The organism is Streptomyces sp. NPDC014006 (assembly GCF_043088925.1).
Taxonomy (GTDB): Bacteria; Actinomycetota; Actinomycetes; order Streptomycetales; family Streptomycetaceae; genus Streptomyces.
The window spans coordinates 147964-164673 of sequence record NZ_JBICAJ010000009.1 but is presented as its reverse complement, the minus strand read 5'-3'; the positions used below and the strand labels follow the sequence as shown (position 1 = coordinate 164673).

General features: G+C 74.1%; 20 protein-coding genes and 1 pseudogene. 10 read left to right on the top strand and 11 right to left on the bottom strand.

What is annotated here, in order from left to right; all coding sequences use genetic code 11:
* Positions 1–18: 18 nt before the first annotated feature.
* Complete coding sequence (locus tag ACF1GV_RS28735; RefSeq protein WP_391686057.1) at positions 19–411, bottom strand: VOC family protein; 393 nt, start codon at positions 409–411, stop codon at positions 19–21.
* Positions 412–476: 65 nt separating this feature from the next.
* On the bottom strand, positions 477–938 hold the full coding sequence (locus ACF1GV_RS28730) for a pyridoxamine 5'-phosphate oxidase family protein (protein ID WP_391686055.1): 462 nt from the start codon (positions 936–938) through the stop codon (positions 477–479).
* A gap of 720 nt (positions 939–1658) precedes the next feature.
* Here ACF1GV_RS28730 and ACF1GV_RS28725 point away from each other — a divergent pair.
* On the top strand, positions 1659–1829 hold the full coding sequence (locus ACF1GV_RS28725) for a hypothetical protein (protein WP_391686472.1): 171 nt from the start codon (positions 1659–1661) through the stop codon (positions 1827–1829).
* Positions 1754–3349, top strand: coding sequence for an amidohydrolase (locus tag ACF1GV_RS28720; RefSeq protein WP_391686442.1), 1596 nt, complete (start codon positions 1754–1756; stop codon positions 3347–3349). Before ACF1GV_RS28725 ends, ACF1GV_RS28720 begins: the two co-directional genes overlap by 76 nt.
* 4 nt (positions 3350–3353) lie before the next feature.
* Here ACF1GV_RS28720 and ACF1GV_RS28715 read toward each other — a convergent pair whose 3' ends face one another.
* Positions 3354–3809, bottom strand: a complete 456-nt coding sequence (locus ACF1GV_RS28715) for a helix-turn-helix domain-containing protein (RefSeq protein ID WP_391686053.1) — start codon at positions 3807–3809, stop codon at positions 3354–3356.
* A gap of 25 nt (positions 3810–3834) precedes the next feature.
* Between ACF1GV_RS28715 and ACF1GV_RS28710 the strand changes: the two are divergent.
* The 3 genes and pseudogenes from ACF1GV_RS28710 to ACF1GV_RS28700 form a co-directional block, all read left to right on the top strand.
* A pseudogene (locus ACF1GV_RS28710) lies at positions 3835–4222 on the top strand (zinc-binding dehydrogenase); the annotation flags it as partial.
* A gap of 159 nt (positions 4223–4381) precedes the next feature.
* A complete protein-coding gene (locus tag ACF1GV_RS28705) occupies positions 4382–4762 on the top strand; it encodes an anti-sigma factor antagonist (protein ID WP_391686051.1) in 381 nt (126 codons plus the stop codon).
* Positions 4763–5578: 816 nt separating this feature from the next.
* Positions 5579–6253, top strand: coding sequence for a DUF4230 domain-containing protein (locus ACF1GV_RS28700; protein WP_391686440.1), 675 nt, complete (start codon positions 5579–5581; stop codon positions 6251–6253).
* Here ACF1GV_RS28700 and ACF1GV_RS28695 read toward each other — a convergent pair whose 3' ends face one another.
* The 6 genes from ACF1GV_RS28695 to ACF1GV_RS28670 all read right to left on the bottom strand — a co-directional run bounded on the left by ACF1GV_RS28695 (position 6254) and on the right by ACF1GV_RS28670 (position 10197).
* Positions 6254–8014, bottom strand: coding sequence for a complex I subunit 5 family protein (locus tag ACF1GV_RS28695; protein ID WP_391686049.1), 1761 nt, complete (start codon positions 8012–8014; stop codon positions 6254–6256).
* A complete protein-coding gene (locus ACF1GV_RS28690) occupies positions 8014–8361 on the bottom strand; it encodes a sodium:proton antiporter (RefSeq protein WP_391686437.1) in 348 nt (115 codons plus the stop codon). Before ACF1GV_RS28690 ends, ACF1GV_RS28695 begins: the two co-directional genes overlap by 1 nt.
* Before the next feature lie 8 nt (positions 8362–8369).
* Positions 8370–9131, bottom strand: coding sequence for an MnhB domain-containing protein (locus ACF1GV_RS28685; protein WP_391686047.1), 762 nt, complete (start codon positions 9129–9131; stop codon positions 8370–8372).
* Positions 9128–9397, bottom strand: coding sequence for a Na(+)/H(+) antiporter subunit B (locus tag ACF1GV_RS28680; RefSeq protein ID WP_391686045.1), 270 nt, complete (start codon positions 9395–9397; stop codon positions 9128–9130). Before ACF1GV_RS28680 ends, ACF1GV_RS28685 begins: the two co-directional genes overlap by 4 nt.
* A 168-nt stretch (positions 9398–9565) precedes the next feature.
* A complete protein-coding gene (locus tag ACF1GV_RS28675) occupies positions 9566–10018 on the bottom strand; it encodes a monovalent cation/H+ antiporter complex subunit F (protein WP_391686043.1) in 453 nt (150 codons plus the stop codon).
* A complete protein-coding gene (locus ACF1GV_RS28670; protein WP_391686041.1) occupies positions 10015–10197 on the bottom strand; it encodes a hypothetical protein in 183 nt (60 codons plus the stop codon). The genes ACF1GV_RS28675 and ACF1GV_RS28670 overlap by 4 nt, the downstream gene beginning before the upstream one ends.
* A gap of 222 nt (positions 10198–10419) precedes the next feature.
* Here ACF1GV_RS28670 and ACF1GV_RS28665 point away from each other — a divergent pair, with 222 nt between their 5' ends.
* Both ACF1GV_RS28665 and ACF1GV_RS28660 read left to right on the top strand, forming a co-directional pair.
* Positions 10420–10953 (top strand): VanZ family protein, encoded by a 534-nt coding sequence (locus tag ACF1GV_RS28665; RefSeq protein WP_391686039.1) that lies wholly within the window; start codon positions 10420–10422, stop codon positions 10951–10953.
* Positions 10954–11115: 162 nt separating this feature from the next.
* The gene (locus ACF1GV_RS28660; RefSeq protein ID WP_391686037.1) at positions 11116–12378 is read left to right on the top strand and encodes a ricin-type beta-trefoil lectin domain protein; all 1263 of its coding nucleotides are present in this window, start codon (positions 11116–11118) and stop codon (positions 12376–12378) included.
* Positions 12379–12393: 15 nt separating this feature from the next.
* On the opposite strand, the gene ACF1GV_RS28655 is transcribed toward ACF1GV_RS28660, so the two are convergent.
* Entirely contained in the window at positions 12394–12630 is a 237-nt protein-coding gene (locus ACF1GV_RS28655; protein WP_391686035.1) for a hypothetical protein, read from the bottom strand.
* A 61-nt stretch (positions 12631–12691) separates the two neighbouring features.
* The gene (locus tag ACF1GV_RS28650; RefSeq protein ID WP_391686033.1) at positions 12692–13501 is read right to left on the bottom strand and encodes an SDR family oxidoreductase; all 810 of its coding nucleotides are present in this window, start codon (positions 13499–13501) and stop codon (positions 12692–12694) included.
* A gap of 143 nt (positions 13502–13644) precedes the next feature.
* Between ACF1GV_RS28650 and ACF1GV_RS28645 the strand changes: the two genes are divergently transcribed.
* The 3 genes from ACF1GV_RS28645 to ACF1GV_RS28635 are packed head-to-tail and all read left to right on the top strand — an operon-like array spanning position 13645 to position 16642.
* Positions 13645–14685 carry a PHP domain-containing protein gene (locus ACF1GV_RS28645; protein ID WP_391686031.1) on the top strand — a complete coding sequence of 347 codons (1041 nt, stop codon included), beginning with the start codon at positions 13645–13647 and terminating at the stop codon, positions 14683–14685.
* Between the two features lie 39 nt (positions 14686–14724).
* Positions 14725–15381 carry an HAD family hydrolase gene (locus ACF1GV_RS28640; RefSeq protein WP_391686029.1) on the top strand — a complete coding sequence of 219 codons (657 nt, stop codon included), beginning with the start codon at positions 14725–14727 and terminating at the stop codon, positions 15379–15381.
* A gap of 31 nt (positions 15382–15412) precedes the next feature.
* Positions 15413–16642, top strand: coding sequence for an aromatic acid exporter family protein (locus ACF1GV_RS28635; RefSeq protein WP_391686028.1), 1230 nt, complete (start codon positions 15413–15415; stop codon positions 16640–16642).
* Positions 16643–16710: the final 68 nt, after the last annotated feature.

The window sequence follows — 16710 nt, the reverse complement described above, 5'->3', positions numbered from 1 at the left end:
CGCCCCCGCCCCCGCCGCTCAGCCGAGCTTCGGCGCGGTGGGGGCTACGCGGCGCAGGGTGAAGGAGTGGCCGGCCGGGTCGGCGTAACCGCGCTCCTCGTACGGGCCGGACGCGTCCTTGGTGTCCAGGGGCCGCCCGCCCAGACCGACGATCCGGCGCTCGGCCTCGTCGAGGTCCTCGACCAGGAAGTCGAGGTGCACCTGGAGGGAGTTCTCGGGGCGCGGCCAGCTCGGCGGCGTCGCGTTCATGTCGCGGCGGAAGGCGAGCCGGGTGCCCTCCGCGGCGCGGATCTCCACCCGGTTGGCGGTCGCCTCCACCTGTTCGGCATCCAGCAACGCCGTGTAGAACTCGGCGAGTTTCTCCGGTTCGGCACAGTCGAGCACGACGACGCCGGCCGTGAACAGGGCCATGTCTCCTCCGCGGGTTCGCGCGGGGCGGCCAGGTCCGCCCCCTCGATCCTGCGGATACCCCGGTTTCAGTCCGTCACCAGCCAGCGGCCGTCGCGCATCAGGTCCCGGCCCTCGAGCTCGTCGGCCTCGCGCCAGGCCTGGACGCGGCGCGGCAGTACCCGGAAGTACAGGTAGGGCGTGTCGAGTTCACGCGGGTCGAAGCCGGTCTTGGCGGCGAAGATCTCGGCGTCCTCCTCCGGCAGGTCGTGCGGCTCGACGGCCGTGGCACTGCCCTCGAGGAGGACGACGTCCCGGGTGGGGCCGATGCCGAGGCGGGCGGTGCCGGTGGCGGCGAGGTTGCGCCCGGTGCGGCTCGCGGCGGGGGTGGCGAGCAGCAGGGTGGCGCCGTCCCACACGAACGACAGCGGGACCAGGTGGGGAGCCGCGCCGTCCTCGGCGGCGGTCGCGACCCAGGCGTCGACGTCGCGTTCGAGCCGGTGCAGAGTGTCACGTTTGCGCTGCTGCGCGGTGCGGGGAGCGGTGGTCATGCCACCAGTGTGGCAATCACCTCCCGCCCGCGCCCTTGAAACGCCGTCCGTTCGGCGCGGCGGGGGCGGCGGATGTTCACCGGAAGGCTGCGGCGGGGGCGGGGCGGGCGGCCGGGGCGGGGCGGGGCCCGCCCCGGAGGGCGGCCCGCGCGGAGGGCGGCCCGCGCGGAGGGCGGCCTGTGGTGAGCGCGCGCCGTCACCTCCCCGCGCCGGCTGGGCGCCCCAGCTACGTCGGCCACGGCGAGGGCCGGAGGGCGTCCACCCAACGCCGACCCGCCTCCCCGGCAGTCGTTGCCGCACCTCGCGCAGAGGGGGTGCCGTCATACGCCGGCTCCCTGCCGCACACGCGCCCAGCAGCGGGTGACGCGTGCGGGAGGCGCGCCGTCACACCTCCGGCTCCCATATGCCCCGGCGACGGCCGCGACCGTGGCCGTCCGGCGACCGGTCGGCGCGGCGGGGGCGGGCGGACGTCCACCGGACGGCTGCGGCCGGGGCGGGCTGCCGGGGCGGGGCGGGGCCCGCCGCGGAGGGCGCCCTGTGGTGAACGCGCGCCGTCACATGCCGGTTCACTGCCGCACCCGCACGCCGCAGGCGACTCCTGCCGGAGGGCGTCCGTTCGGTCGGACTCGGTTCCTCGGTGCCGGTTCTCCACCGAGAAGGAAGAGCGGATGTTCACCACTTCGGGATTCTCCGCCCGCCGCCCGGGAGGCGGAGACCGCGGTGCGGCGGCCCACGTACGCCCGCCTGCCGGAGGCCACCCACCCCCACATCGCCGCCACGGCCGGCCACCTGATCACCACCATGCGCCGCAGCTCCTGCCCGGCAGCCCTCGACCTGCTGCTGACAGCGGCGGCGGCCCTGCCGGCGGAGGTACCGGAAGGCAAGGTGTGACGGCACGTCCAGCGCGTCCGCGTGGACACGTCGGCAGTTTCATGTCCGCTCACCGGGGCCCGTCGGGTCCCGTGGTGGGAATGCATCCGATACCGGCCGGCCTGGAGCTGACGCAGTGCGATCTGACCGGCACCAGGACGGCCGAGGAGAGCGTGGCGGCCGTACGGGCGTACGCCGCCGCGCATCCGGAGCGGGAGTGGATCACGGGCGGCGGCTGGTCGATGGAGGCGTATCCGGGCGGTACGCCGACGAGGGAGCTGCTGGACGCCGTGGTGCCGGACCGGCCGGTGTATCTGCCCAACCGGGACCACCACGGCGCCTGGGTGAACAGCCGCGCCCTCGCCCTCGCCGGCATCACCCGGGACACACCCGACCCGGCCGACGGGCGGATCGAGCGGGACGCGTCCGGCGAGCCGAGCGGGACGCTGCAGGAGGGGGCGATGCAGCTGGTCGGGCGGCTCACCCCGGCGGCCACGCCCGCCGACCTGAGGGCGGCCCTGCTGCACGCGCAGCGCACCCTGCACGCACTCGGCATCACCGCCTGGCAGGACGCGCTCGTCGGGAACTTCCTCGGGATGCCCGACCCGTCCGAGGTGTACCACGCCGCCGCGCGGGACGGCTCGCTCACCGCGCGGGTGCGGGGCGCGCTGTGGTGGGACCGGGAGCGCGGGGCCGAGCAGATTCCTGAACTGGTCGAGAAGCGGGAGCATCTGAGCCACGGGCGGTTCCGGGCGGGCAGCGTGAAGCTGATGCTGGACGGCGTCGCGGAGAACGGCACGGCGGCGCTGCTGGAGCCGTATCTGGACGGGTGCGGCTGCGTCACCGGCAACCGCAGCAAGAGCTTCGTGGACCCCGGGCAGCTGCCGAAGTACGTCACCGAGCTGGACGCGCTCGGCTTCCAGTGCCACTTCCACGCGCTCGGCGACCGGGCCGTACGCGACGCGCTGTACGCGATCGAGGCGGCGCGGGCCGCGAACGGGCCGCGCGACACCCGGCCGCATCTTGCGCACCTGCAGGTGGTCCACCCCGAGGACGTGCCGCGGTTCGCGCGGCTGGGCGCGGTGGCGAACATCCAGCCGCTGTGGGCGGCGCACGAGCCACAGATGGACGAGCTGACGATCCCGTTCCTCGGGCCCGAACGGGCCGCCTGGCAGTATCCGTTCGACTCGCTGCTGCGCTCGGGCGCGCGATTGGCCGCGGGCAGCGACTGGCCGGTGAGCAGCCCCGACCCGCTGCAGGGCCTGCACGTCGCCGTCAACCGCGTCGAACCGGGCGGCGACGGCCCGGTGTTCCTGCCGGGTGAACGGCTCGCTCTGTCCCCCGCCCTCACCGCGTACACCGCCGGCTCGGCATACGTGAACCACCTGGACGACACGGGCGAGGTGCGCGCGGGCGCCCTCGCCGACCTGGTGGTGCTCGACCGGGACCCCTTCGCCGTCCCGGCCCGGACGCTCGGCGAGACGAAGGTGGGGCTGACGTACGTGGGAGGGGAGCGGGTGTACGCGGCAGCCGACGCGTGAGCGGTCAGCGGGCCGCCCGGAACGTGCGCCGGCAGGCCTGCGGGGTGACGGCGATGGCGGTGTGCAGGTGCCGGCGCGGGGAGGCGCCGGCGGAGCACACCTCCCCGGCGATCTGGTCCACCGGCAGGTCGCTGCTCTCCAGCAGGTGCCGGGCGCGGGCCGCACGCTGCTGGATCAGCCGGCGGCCGGGACTGACGCCGACCTCGTCGTCGAAGCGGCGGGCGAAGGTGCGCAGGCTCATCCTGGCGTAGGCGGTGTCCAGGATCTCGGGCCCGTGATCCACGGCGACGGCGAAGTCGGCGTTGGTGCGTACCGGGCGCCCGTCGGCCGTGCAGGTCCGCACCTCGTAAGGGCCGGTGGGGCCGAAAATGCAGCTGGGCATGCCCAGTTCGAACGGGTGGACGCCGTCGAGGGCCAGGGCGGCGACACGCTCGACGCGCCGGGGCGACACGGCACTCATGGCACGATCCTGACGAAGGGTGGCCATCAAGTCCCTCGGCGTGGACGAGTGCGTCGACTACCGGGAGCAGGACGTCACCGAGGCGGTCAAGGACGTCGACGTGGTGCTGGACACGCTCGGCGGTGAGACCTCGGTGAAGTCCCTGCGGGTGCTGCGGCCGGGCGGCATCGTGGTGTCGATCCTGCCGGTGGGCTCCGACGACTTCCCGGCACAGGCCGAGCGGCTCGGGGTGCGCGCGGTGCGGATGCTGGTCGACGCCTCGCACAGCGGCATGCGGCGGATCGCCGAGTTGGTGGGGCCGGGAAGCTGCGTGCCGAGATCGCGGCGCCTTCCCGCTCGCCGAGGCCGCCGAGGCGCACCGGCTGGGCGACACCGGGCGCACCACGGGCAAGCTCGTGCTGGTGATGGACTGATCCGCAGGACTCCGGCCACCCTGCCGATCAAACTCGGCCGCAATTCGACGACATATGTCAATCGAACATGCTCAAATACAGTCTGCCGAGGGTAACTTGCAGGACGGGGAGCCCTCGTCGGGGTTCCCGTCCACGCAGCGGGTTGGAGGCGATGCCGTCGTGCAGCAGGACCCTGCGCCGCCCACGCGTCATCTGCGTGTCCGCTCCGATGGGGGCCACACGGTGCTGGAATTCCGCGGCGAGATCGACATCGCCGCCGCGGCCGAGATCGCCCCGCACCTCGACCGGGCCACCGCCGGCCCCGCGCCCCGCGTCGTGATCGACCTGAGCGCGGTGGAGTTCTTCGACTGTTCCGGGCTGCGCCTGCTGTACCGGGCCCGGCGGCGCGTGCTGGAGCAGAACGGCCGGATCCACCTCGTGTGTACGCACGCCCTGACGCTGCGGGTACTACGGCTGACCGGGCTCGCCCGGCTGCTGCCCCCTCAGCCGACCCGGGACGCGGCCCTGGGCCGGCCCGGGGCGACATCCGGTCATCTGTAGAGGCCGGGGTCACGGCGTCTCGCGCGGCGCTCTTCGGCTCAGATCCGGATGCCCGGACCCCAGTACGGACCGTCGTGCTCGCGGACCTCGCCGTCGCGTCCCAGGGCCGGCTGATGTTCCCGGGGTCGACGCATGCGCCCGCAAGCGGACCCACCGCGGCCGTCGAGGACGCCGGCGCTCACACCAACGCCGCCACCGGTTCCGAGCGCACCGCCTTGCACAGTGTCGTCCCGCTCGCTGCCGGAGGTGGCCGAGCACGGGATCAGCGCGCGGGAGCGATCGGCGGCGGTGGCGCGGATCGTGGACGCCGTACCGCTGCGCTGTCTCACGGCCTGCGCCGTCGCGGACGAGATCGCCGTGCTGGTGCTCGACGGGCGCGCGCCGGCCACCCTGCCGGGCGCGTTCCGGCGGGCCGCGGCCGTCACCGTGGAGGGGGCATCGGCTGCCCTGCGGGAGGCGTTCGCACCCGACCGGCTGGTGACGGTGGTGGTCGGTGACGCCTCGCGGACCGGCGAGGCCGTCCGGGAAGCGGCGGGGTCACCGGCCCGCACCGCCCGAGACGGCACCGTACGGGCACGGCGGACGCGGCGGACACTCGCGCCGGGGGCCCGAGGGCCGCACCTCGCCAGGTGCATCGGCGCCTGGCCGTCCGGGGTACGGCCGGCCTCGGCGCGCAGCGGCAGCACCGAAGCACGGCTTCAAGGCGGGCTGATCACCGGCGAGCTACCGGGGGACAGGCCAGCCACTGCGGCTCAACGCGCCGGTCTGGAAACGGCCTTGGCGGGCATGCGGAGTTCAGGAAGGAGGGCCGTCGTCATGACCGATGCCCCCGCGGCACCCGCCCGTCCGTCGCGCCGCCTGCCCGGCTGGGCGAAGGTGCTGCTGTCCGTGGTGCTGGTGCTCGCCGTGTTCTTCGCGGGGCTGCGGCTGAGCGTACTGCCGGGCCTGCGGGACCTGTTCGGCACCGAGACCCGTGACCGCTCCGGCCCCGCCCTGCTCAAGTCCGTGACGGACATCAGCCGTTACGACGCCGCCTCCGGCACCTTCCAGGTGGTCGTCGACCTGGAGAAGGACGCCCGGTTCCTGCCGGACGCGATCCGCGGCACCCGCACCCTGTACGTCGGCGCGGGCACCGTCGACGCCTATGTCGACCTCGGCAAGCTCGGTGAGCGGGACGTGCGCGTGGACGCGGACCGCACGACGGCGACGCTGCGGCTGCCGCACGCACAGCTGGGCCGGCCCGCCCTGGACCCCGACCACTCCTACGCCGTCTCCAAGCAGCGCGGCCTGCTCGACCGCCTCGGCGACCTGTTCTCGGACAACCCCAACAACGAGCAGGCCGTGCAGAAACTGGCCGCCCGGCACATCGGGGAGGCCGCGCGCGGCAGCGGGCTGACCACACGGGCCGAGGCCAATACCACCGCCATGCTCCAAGGGCTGCTGCGCTCGCTCGGCTTCAAGGAGGTGCACGTGTCCTACGGCGGCACCTGATCAGCCGCCGAGCACCCCGGGCAGGGCGAGCACCCCGAGCAGGGTCGTGCCCACCAGCACCCACGCCACGTAGTCGCCGATGTGCCCGGACTGCAGGCGGCGCAACGGCAGCGCCCAGCGGGGAGCGGCCAGCAGCGTCGGGCGGGTGACGGCGACGGCGGCCAGGGCGACGGCGAGCAGCGTGGACAGCAGGCCCAGCAGCACCCCGGGCAGGGTCCAGTGCACGTCGCTGCGCATCCCGCCGGAGCCGGCCTCGTTCACGGCGTCGGCGACGGAGGTGGCGAACCCGGGTACCACGCCCACGGCGAGCGAGCCCGCCAGCAGCAGCGCCGGGACCGCCCGCATGGTGTCGGGGACCCGGGTGAGCCGGTGTTCGGTCTCGGGCTCCTCGTCGGCGCCGGTCGTCTCGTACTCGCCGCTGTCCCGCGGCTCGGGGCCGAGGCCGAGGAAGACGCGTGCCGTCACCCGCAGCACCGCGCCCGCGGTGACGGCGGACACGACGACGTACAGCACGGTGAGCGGGCCGCCCACGGCCTCCTCGCCGACCGCCTTGCCGAAGCCGATGCCGAACGGGGGCAGCCCGGCCAGGGCGAGGCCGCCGACGGCGAACATCACCGCGACCGCGCGCATCCGGCGGGCCCGGCCGTGCAGCACATGCTCGTCGAGGCAGCCGTACCGGTCGAGGAGGATGCCGGCGCAGGCGAACAGCGCCGCCTTCACCCCGGCGTGACCGAGGAGGTAGATCGCCACCCCGTCGTCGGCCTCGGGCGTGAGCTGTCCGATGCCCAGCAGGAACAGGCCGGTGTGGGCGACGGTGGAGTAGGCGAGCAGCCGTTTGATGTGCCGCTGGTACCAGCACATCACCGCGCCGACCACGGCACTGAGGGCGCCCGGCACGACCAGCGCGTGCCCGGCGTCGGCCGCGGGCACGCCGCCGGGTCCGGAGAAGACGGTGGAGTACACCCGCCACACGCCGTACACGCCGAGTTCGACCATGACGCCGGACAGCAGCATGCACACCGGAGTCGGCGCCACGGCGTGCGCGTCCGGCAGCCAGAAGTGCAGCGGCACCGCGGCCGCCTTGACCATCAGCCCGGTCAGCACGAGCACGAACCCCGTCAGGACCAGCGCGTCCGGCTTGCCGTGCGCGTCGAGGCCGCGCCCGATCGCGGTCATGGCCAGCTCCCCGGTACGCCCGTACAGCAGGCCGAGGCCCATCAGCATCGCGTACGCGCCGAGCGAGGTGACGACGGCGAAGGTCAGCGCGCCCTGCACGGCGCTGGGTTCGTCGATGCGGTAGCCGGTCAGGGCGTAGGCGACGACGCTCATCAGCTCGAAGAACACGAACGCGTTGAACAGGTCCCCGGCGATCGCGAAGCCGCACATCCCCGCCTGGAAGACCAGTATCAGGGCGGGGAAGGATCCGGTGTGCCGGCCCGGCGGTTCGTCGAAGTAGCGCCAGGAGTACGCCAGGGCGGCCAGCGTGAGCAGGGAGGCGAGCGCGGCCAGGCCGAGGCCGGGCCCGTCCCCGACGACGACGATGCCGACGCTCTGGCCGTTCACCGGCAGCCAGCCGCCGACCCACTCCACCATGGGCGGCGAGGAGTTCAGCAGCAGCACCAGCGCGAGGGCGCAGGTGCCGGCGGAGACCAGGCAGCCGACGGTCTCGGCGGCGAGCCGGGGCAGCCTGCGGCCGGCGGCGACGAGCAGCCCCGCCCCCAGCATCGGCAGGGCCACGAGCAACGGGATCAGATGGTGCATCAGCCGCGCAGCTCGGACAGCTCGTCGGGGTCGACCGTGCCGTGCCGCTTGGCGATCTGCACGACGAGGGCGAGGAGCAGGGCGGTGACCGTGGCGCCGACGACGACGTCGGTCAGTGCGAGAGCCTGCACCACCGGGTCGACGACGGGCCGGGAACCGGGCTCGATGTCGGAGAACACGGGCGCGGTGGCGCCGTCGCGGTAGCCGACGGCCAGCAGCAGGACGTAGGTGGCGGCCTGGCAGACGGACAGACAGCCCACGGCGTGGATGAGGTTGCGGCTGGTGGCGAGGCCGTAGGCGCCGGCCAGGAACACCCAGGCGGCGACGAGGTACGGCAGGACGTGCAGCACGTCTCTCACCCGTTCTCCTTCCCTTGCCGGTTCTCCGGCTCCTCCATGATCTCCACGGCCTGGTCCAGGAAGCGGGCGAGCAGGACGACGACCGCGCAGGCGACCTCCATGCCGATGGCCGCGTTCAGCAGCGGGACGAGCCCGCCGGAAGAGAGCGTGTTGAAGGTGCCGTACGGCAGCAGTGTGTTGGCCAGGAAGGCGGCACCGGCGAGGACGCAGGCGACGCCCGTGACGAGGTAGGCGCAGGCGGCGAGCGCGTCGCCGGCCTCGTACAGGCCGATCGGACGGATGCGTTCGAGGGCGCGGTAGTCGGCGCCGAGGTAGAGCAGGTGCAGGGCGGTCGCGGTGACGACACCGCCCTGGAAGCCGCCGCCCGGGCTGAGCTGCCCGTGCGCGATCACGTAGAGGCCGGTCAGCACGGCGACGGGCAGCACGACGAGCGCGTAGCGGCGCACCGGGCGGGCCACGTCCGCGGGCTGCGGGGCGGCGCGGTGTTCGTCGCGGGCCTGGCGCAGCAGGACCACGCAGCCGAGCACGGAGGCGAACAGGATGCTCATCTCGCCGAGGGTGTCGTAGGCGCGCAGGTCGAAGTTGACCGACGCGATCGTGTTGGCGGTGTGCCGGCTGAGGGCGGCATGCACGGCCCGGTCGCCGTAAGGGTGGCTCCGGCCGCCGAACGAGGGCAGGTCGAGGCAGGCGGCGACGAGCAGCGCGGCGAGACCGGCGCCGCCGAGCGCCACGAGCCACAGCCGGGCGCGCCGGCTCACCGGGTGCTCCCCTTGCCGTCGGTGTCCTTGGCGCGGCGGCGGACCTTGCGGACCGTCAGCAGCAGCAACAGCGGGGTGATCGCGGCGCCCACGACGAGCTGGGAGAGGCCGACGTCGGGCGCCTGGAGGACGGTGAACAGCACCGCGAGCACCACGCCGAGCACGGACAGCACCAGTGACTGGCGCACCGGGTCGCGGGTGGCCACGGCGACGGTCGCGGCCGCGGCCACCAGCAGCAGCGCGACGACGATGACGGCGTCGGTCACCGCGGCATCGCCTCCCCGTGCGTGGCCGTCCCCGCCCGGGCGGGCTGACCGCCGCGGTCCGCCGACTGGTCCGCCCGCACCGGCGGCCGCCGCAAGCGGTCAAGGGGCGCGGGGAACCGCGCGACCAGCCGCAGCCCCACCCGCGCAGGCCGCCGCAGGCGGTACGCGTCAGCCACCGCGCACCCCCGTGATGCCGCCGGACAGGGCGCGGGAGGCGACCAGGTTGCCGGCGATCAGCAGCGCGCCGATCACCAGGAGCTTCACCGTCGCCCGGCCGGGGCCGGTCGCCGCGCACAGGGCCAGCACGGTCACCGCACCGACGCCCGCGGCCGCCCGGGTCGCGCCCTGGGCGCGCGGCGGGTCGTCGGCCAGTTCGTCGGTGAGCAGCCGGGCGAAGACGAGGGTGCCGACCGGGCCGAGCAGCGCGAGCAACAGGGCGAGATCGACGTAGGAGGTGCGCTGGTAGCCCTGGGAGAGCAGCAGCAGGCCGGGGCAGACCAGGGCGGTGGACAGGTTCTGGGCGACGGCGCGGCGGCGCAACGGGCCGGTGGACACGCCCCACAGGGCCGCGCCCGCCCCGCCGGCGAGGACGACGGCCGCCGCGAGGAGCCAGCCGTTCACCGTTCGGTCACCGCCCGCCGGGCGGCCCGCGCGGCGATGGCACCGACCGCCGCGGCGCCGCCGCCCACCGCGAGCTCCAGCGGGTAGACGGTGCTGATCAGCATCAGCCACAGCACGGCGAGCGCGGCCCACCAGGCGAGGAGTTCACCCGCGGCGCGCAGTGCGGTACGCCTGTGCAAAGCGCCACCTCCTCGTCACCGACGTCGCCCGGAGTCCTGCGGGCATCCAAGCACCGCGCGTGCTGCGCCGGGCGGCGGCACGCGCGGGTCTGCACGCGGAGTGCCCCGGGCGCAGGAACGGAAACCGGCCGGCGGCCCCGCGATCGGGGGCGAGGCGGCGGAGTGGCCGGGCGGATCGCGGGTAACCGCCGTGCCATGCAGGGAACTTGGAGGGATTCCACCGTGGCCCGGCTGTCGTTCGCCAAGCGCAAGCCCCGCGCGCCGGAGCAGCCGAAGGACCGTCAGGGGCCGCTGCGGCTGGTCCTGCGGCTGCTGGTGATGGCGTGTGCGTTCGTCCTGATGGTGGCGTTCGCCGTGGTGCTGGCCCGGCTGACGCTGCGGCCCTCCCCGGCCTCGGCGGCGTTCACGCACACCAATCTGCACCCCGGGCGCTCCTTGAAGGCGTATCTGGACCAGCCGTCACTGCGGGACGCCGCGAAGCAGATCGGCGGCAATCTGCTGCTCGGCGTGCCGTTCGGGGTGCTGGTGCCGTTGGTGGCGCCGCGCGCCCGGCGCCTGCTGCGGGTGCTGCTGCTCACGGCGATCGTGATGCTGCTGGTGGAACTGGCGCAGGGGGCGATGATCACCGGGCGCGCCTTCGACATCGACGACGTCATCCTCAACACCACCGGGGCGCTGGTCGGTTACCTGCTGCTGGGCCGGCGCATGGGGCGGGCGGTGCACGCGCGGGCCCGGCACGGGCGACGCGACGGCTGACGTCGGCGGTGGCCGGCACCCCGGTCAACTCCAAGTCTGTACCAGGGTATTGACGACCCCTTAGTTCACTCCTTAAATCAAGAGGCGACACGCACCACTCCCCCACCCCCGCCTCGGTCCGGCCCGCCCGCGCACACGGGCCGCCGGAAGGAAGGGAGAGCCGTGGTCCGCCCACGCCTGCTCCGCAGATGCCTCCTCGCCGCCGCCTCCGCCCTGCTCGCCGCGTCCGGCACGGTGGTCCCGGCCGGCGCGCAGACCTCCGCCGCGACCGCCACCACGGGATTCTCCGACACCTCAGCCGCGACCGCCGCCACGGTGTTCTCCGACACCTTCGACGGGCCCGCCGGCGCGCCGGTGGACGCCTCGAAGTGGCAGCTGGAGACCGGCGACAACGTCAACAACCACGAGCGGCAGTACTACACGTCCGGCACGAAGAACGCCGCCCTCGACGGCCAGGGCCATCTGGTCATCACGGCACGGCGGGAGAACCCGGCCGGTTACCAGTGCTGGTACGGCACCTGCCAGTACACCTCGGCCCGGCTGAACACCGCCGGGAAGTTCACCGCGCAGTACGGGCATGTCGAGGCCCGGATGAAGATCCCGCGCGGGCAGGGCATGTGGCCCGCGTTCTGGATGCTCGGCACGCCGGTGAACTGGCCGGACTCGGGCGAGATCGACGTCATGGAGAACGTCGGCTACGAGCCGTCCACCGTGCACGGCACGATCCACGGCCCCGGCTACTCGGGCTCCGGCGGCATCGGCGCCCCCTACACCCTGTCCGGCGGTCAGGCCTTCGCCGACGCCTTCCACACCTTCGCGGTGGACTGGGCCCCCGACTCGATCACCTGGTCGGTCGACGGCACGGTCTACCAGCGGCGTACCCCCGCCGATCTGGGCGGGAAGACGTGGGTGTTCAACAAGCCGTTCTTCCTCATCCTGAACCTGGCCGTCGGAGGCTACTGGCCCGGCGATCCCGACGCCTCGACCGCCTTCCCGCAGCAGCTGGTGGTCGACCACGTCTCGGTGACGACCGGCGACACGGCCATCGGGATGCCGATCCGGGGCCTCGCAGGCAAGTGCGTGGACGTCGCCGGGGCGAACTCCGCCAACGGCACCCCCGTCCAGCTCTACGACTGCAACGGCACCCCCGCGCAGACGTGGACGGCCGGCGCGGACGGCACGCTGCGCGCGCTCGGCAAGTGCCTGGACATCACCGACCGCGGGACGGCGGACGGCTCGACGGTGCAGCTGTGGGACTGCTCGGGCGGCGCCAACCAGCAGTGGGTCGTCACCGCCGCGCACGACATCGTCAACCCGCAGGCGAACAGGTGTCTGGACGCCACCGGGGGCAGTTCCGCCAACGGGACCCGGCTGCAGATCTGGACCTGCACGGGCGGCGCCAACCAGAAGTGGACGCTGGGCTGAACCACCGCCCGGCTGTCAGTGCAGGGCCCAGGTGAACTTCCCCCCGCCCACCCAGCGGACGACGTCGGGGTCGTCCAGGTCGTGGACCGTGATCCCGTACGCGGCGGCCGCCTCCAGGACGCCGATCATGCTCGTCGCCTCACCGACGACCTGACCGTCGATTTCCACGATGCGGAACGGCGGCGTGCCCGGTTGAACCCCGAGCACCGTGATGCGCGGCTGGGAGATGTAAGGGCTCGCGACTTCGGTCATGTCATCGAGGGTAGAGCGGAACAGGGACGAACGGGTCATCGTACGCAGCACAGCCGGCCCCTCAGGGCCGGCGCCAGGCGTCGCTGTCCAGGTGCGAGCCGGCCTGCGGTCCCATGCGCAGCATGCCGCCGTCCACGGTCCAGGACGCGCCGGTGACGTAGGAGGCGTCCGGTCCTGCCAGGAAGGCGATGACGGCGGCGACCTCGCGGGCGTCGCCGGGCCGGCCGAGGGGCACACCGGGCCGGGACTGCGTGCGCACGTCGGTGTCCTCCTGGCCGGTCATGGGGGTGGCGATCTCGCCGGGGGCGACGGCGTTGACGGTGATGCCGTGTTCGGCCAGCTCGAGCGCCATCACCTGGGTGAGCAGGCCGAGACCGCCCTTGGCCGCGCAGTAGGGGGCGGCGCCGACGCGGGGCTGGTGCTCGTGCACGGACGTCACGTTCACGATGCGGCCCCCGTCGCCCTGCCGGATCATGTGCCGGGCGGCCTTCTGCCCGCACAGGAACGGGCCGACGAGGTCGACGTCCAGCACCTCGCGCACGGTTGCCAGGTCGATGTCGAGGAACGGCGTCATGGTGCCTGTTCCGGCGTTGTTGACGAGGACGTCGAGGCGGCCGAGCCGTTCGCACAGCGCGTCGACGGCGTCGGCCGCGTCCGGCAGCCGGGTCAGGTCCATCCGCTCCACCTCGGCCCGCCGCCCATGCGCGCGAACCTCCCGCGCGGTCTCCTCGGCGCCCTCGAGGTCGGTGTGCCAGGTGATCCCCACGTCCATACCCGCCTGGGCCAGCCGTACGGCGGTGGCCCGCCCGATTCCCGAATCGGCACCCGTGACCACGGCGACCTTGCCGCCGCTCGGGCTCGTATCTGGCATGGGGGCCTCCTCGTCGGACGGGAACCGCGGTCGGGCCGTCGCAGTACCCGGGTCCGCCCCGGACAAACAGCGGGTCCGCCGGCCCGGGTACGTCGCCGTGCGTGCCCCGCCGCCGTGGGGAACCCTGGGGGCAGGAGGTGGCGATGGATCCCGTGGCGGCTCTGGAGCGGATCGCGTTCCTGTTGGAGCGGGCCCAGGAACCGACGTACCGGGTGCGGGCCTTCCGTACCGCGGCGCGGGTGGTGCGGGAGCTCCCGGAGGAGGAGCTGCGGGAGCGGGTGCGGGGCGGGACGCTGGAGTCGCTCAAGGGCGTCGGGCCGAAGACCGCGCAGGTGGTGCAGGAGGCGCTGGGCGGGCAGACGCCCGGCTACCTGCGGAAGCTGGAGGAGGAGGCCGGCAAGACGCCGGCCGTGCGGGGCGGGCAGGCGCTGCGGGCGTCGCTGCGCGGTGACTGCCATCTGCACTCGGACTGGTCCGACGGCGGCAGCCCGATCGAGGAGATGGGCCGGGCGGCCGCCGCGCTCGGCCACGACTGGGCCGTCCTGACCGACCACTCCCCGCGCCTGACGGTGGCCCGCGGCCTGTCCCCCGAGCGGCTGCGCGAGCAGCTCGGCGTGGTGGCGGAGCTGAACCGCACCTGGGCGCCGTTCCGGCTGCTCACCGGCATCGAGTGCGACATCCTCGACGACGGCTCCCTCGACCAGGAGCCCGAGCTGCTGGCGCAGCTGGACGTCGTGGTGGTGTCCGTGCACTCCAAGCTCCGTATGGACGCCCTCGCGATGACCCGCCGTATGGTGGCCGCCGTGCGCAACCCGCACGCCGACATCCTGGGCCACTGCACCGGGCGCCTGGTCACGGGCCGGGGGCGCCCGGAGTCGCAGTTCGACGCGGACGAGGTGTTCGCCGCGTGCGCCGAGTCCGGCACCGCCGTGGAGATCAACAGCCGCCCCGAGCGGCTCGATCCGCCCCGTCGCCTGCTGCGCCGCGCGGTCGAGGCGGGTGTGCTGTTCTCGATCGACACCGACGCGCACGCGCCCGGTCAGCTGGACTGGCAGATCAACGGATGCGCCCGCGCCGAGGAGTGCGGGGTGCCCGCCGAACGGGTCGTCACCACCTGGTCCGCCGGCGACCTGCTCGCCTGGACCCGCACCGGCCGGGTGCCGTCCGGCGTGGCGGGCCGCTGACGTGGTACCCGTGCGATCCGCAAGAGAAGGGATCACCGCATGGAGCGTGCCGCCGTCTTCGACGTCGACGGGACCCTCGTCGACACCAACCACCTGCATGTCGTCACCTGGTGGGAGGCCCTGCGCCAGGCGGGCCACCGGGTGCCGATGCACGCCGTCCACCGGGCGGTCGGCCTCGGCTCCACCGATCTGATCGCCCACCTGCTGGGCGAGGACCGCGACCGGGACCAGGACGCGCAGCTCAGCGCCGCGCACACGGCGCTGTACGGCCAGTACTTCGACCGGCTGCCCGCGCTCTCGGAGGCCGGGGCGCTGCTGAAGCGGCTGCACGGCGACGGCTGGGCCGTGGTGCTGGCCACCTCCGCGAGCGGCCCCGAACTGAAGGCGCTGCGCCGTGCCATCGACGCCGACGACGCGATCACGGCGACCGCCAGCTCCGACGACGTCGAGGAGGGCAAGCCCGCCCCGGAGCCCGTCGAGCACGCCCTGGAGCTGGCCGGGGTGAGCGCCGAGCGGGCGGTGTTCGTGGGCGACACGGTGTGGGACATGCAGGCCGGCCGCCGCGCCGGGGTGCGCTGTGTGGGTGTGCTGTGCGGCGGCATTCCGCGCGCCGACCTGGAGGAGGCGGGCGCGCAGGCGATCTACGCCAACCCCGCCGATCTGCTCGCCCGCCTGGACGACAGCCCCCTTGGGTGATCGATACGCATCCGCGGGATACCCGTCGCGCATGACACGAGCGACGGACGCCGTACAGGGTGAGGTTCACGCAGTCGGCCGGGCGGTGAGTGCGGCCGTACGCGGCCCGGGCCGCGAGCGGGATCTGGTGGTGCAGTCGCTGAAGGCGGCGGGGGCCGGGCTGCTGGCGTGGGTGGTGGCGCGGCTCTGGCTGAACGACCCGATGGCGCTGATGGCGCCGTGGGTGGCCGTCGTCCTGGTGCAGGCGACCGTCTACAGCTCGCTGCGCCGCGGCACCCAGCAGTTCGCCGCGATCTGCGCCGGCGCGCTGATCGCGTCGGCGGCGCAGGCGGTGACCGACGACACGACCGGCGCGCTCGCGCTGTCGCTGCCGCTGCTGATGCTGCTGGCGAACTGGCCGCGCTTCGGCAACCAGGGTGTGTACGCGGCCACGACCGCCATCTTCACGCTGACCGCGGGCGCGGTGTCGCCGTCCACGGTCGGCCACCGCATCGGCCAGGCGGCCCTCGGCGCGGTGATCGGGGTCGCGGTCAACGCGTTCGTGCTGCCGCCGGTGCATCTGCGGGACGTACGGGAGAACCTGTCGGCGCTGGCCCGGGAGGCGGGCGACACGCTGCACCTGGTGGCGTCGGGGCTGCGCGAGGGCGACTGGGACGCCTCGGTGACCGACGAGTGGTCCCGCGCCGCCGACCGCCTGCAGCGACGGTGCCAGGCGCTGGGCTCGGCCCGTGCCTGGAGCGAGGAGAGCCTGCGCCTGACCTCCGCCCCGCTGCGTGCGCTGCACCGGGTCCCGCAGGGGGTGCCGCCGCGGTCGGAGGACGAGCGGTTCGGCCGGGTCGCCGGGCACGTCACGGCGCTGACCCGCGCGCTCGCGGTCGCCGCCGACGACGCGCGCACCCCGGCGCCGCCCCAGGGCGAGGCGCTACGGCTGTACGCGGGCCTGCTGGAACTGATCGGGGACGCCTGCCGCGCCGAGGCGGACCGGCTCGGCGATCCGCAGGCCGGCCCGCCGGTGGGCGACGCGCGGCGCGAGGACGAGATGGAGGAGCTGCGGCGCCGGCTCCAGAAGAGCCTGCAGGAACACGTGGGGCTCGGGGCCTCGGTCGCGACGGTCCTGGGGACGCTGCTGCTGGAGGCGGAGAACATCTGGGTGGACGCCGTACCGGGCCAGGACGACGACGCCGAGGACAACGCCGCCGACTCCTCGCACGTGACGCAGGTCACCCCGCACGGCGGCCGGCCGGGGAACACCGGCCGGTAGTCACCCGTTGAACGAACCGTGGGTGCGGATGGGACAGTGTCCCCGGGCCTCACCTTTTGCCCACAGGG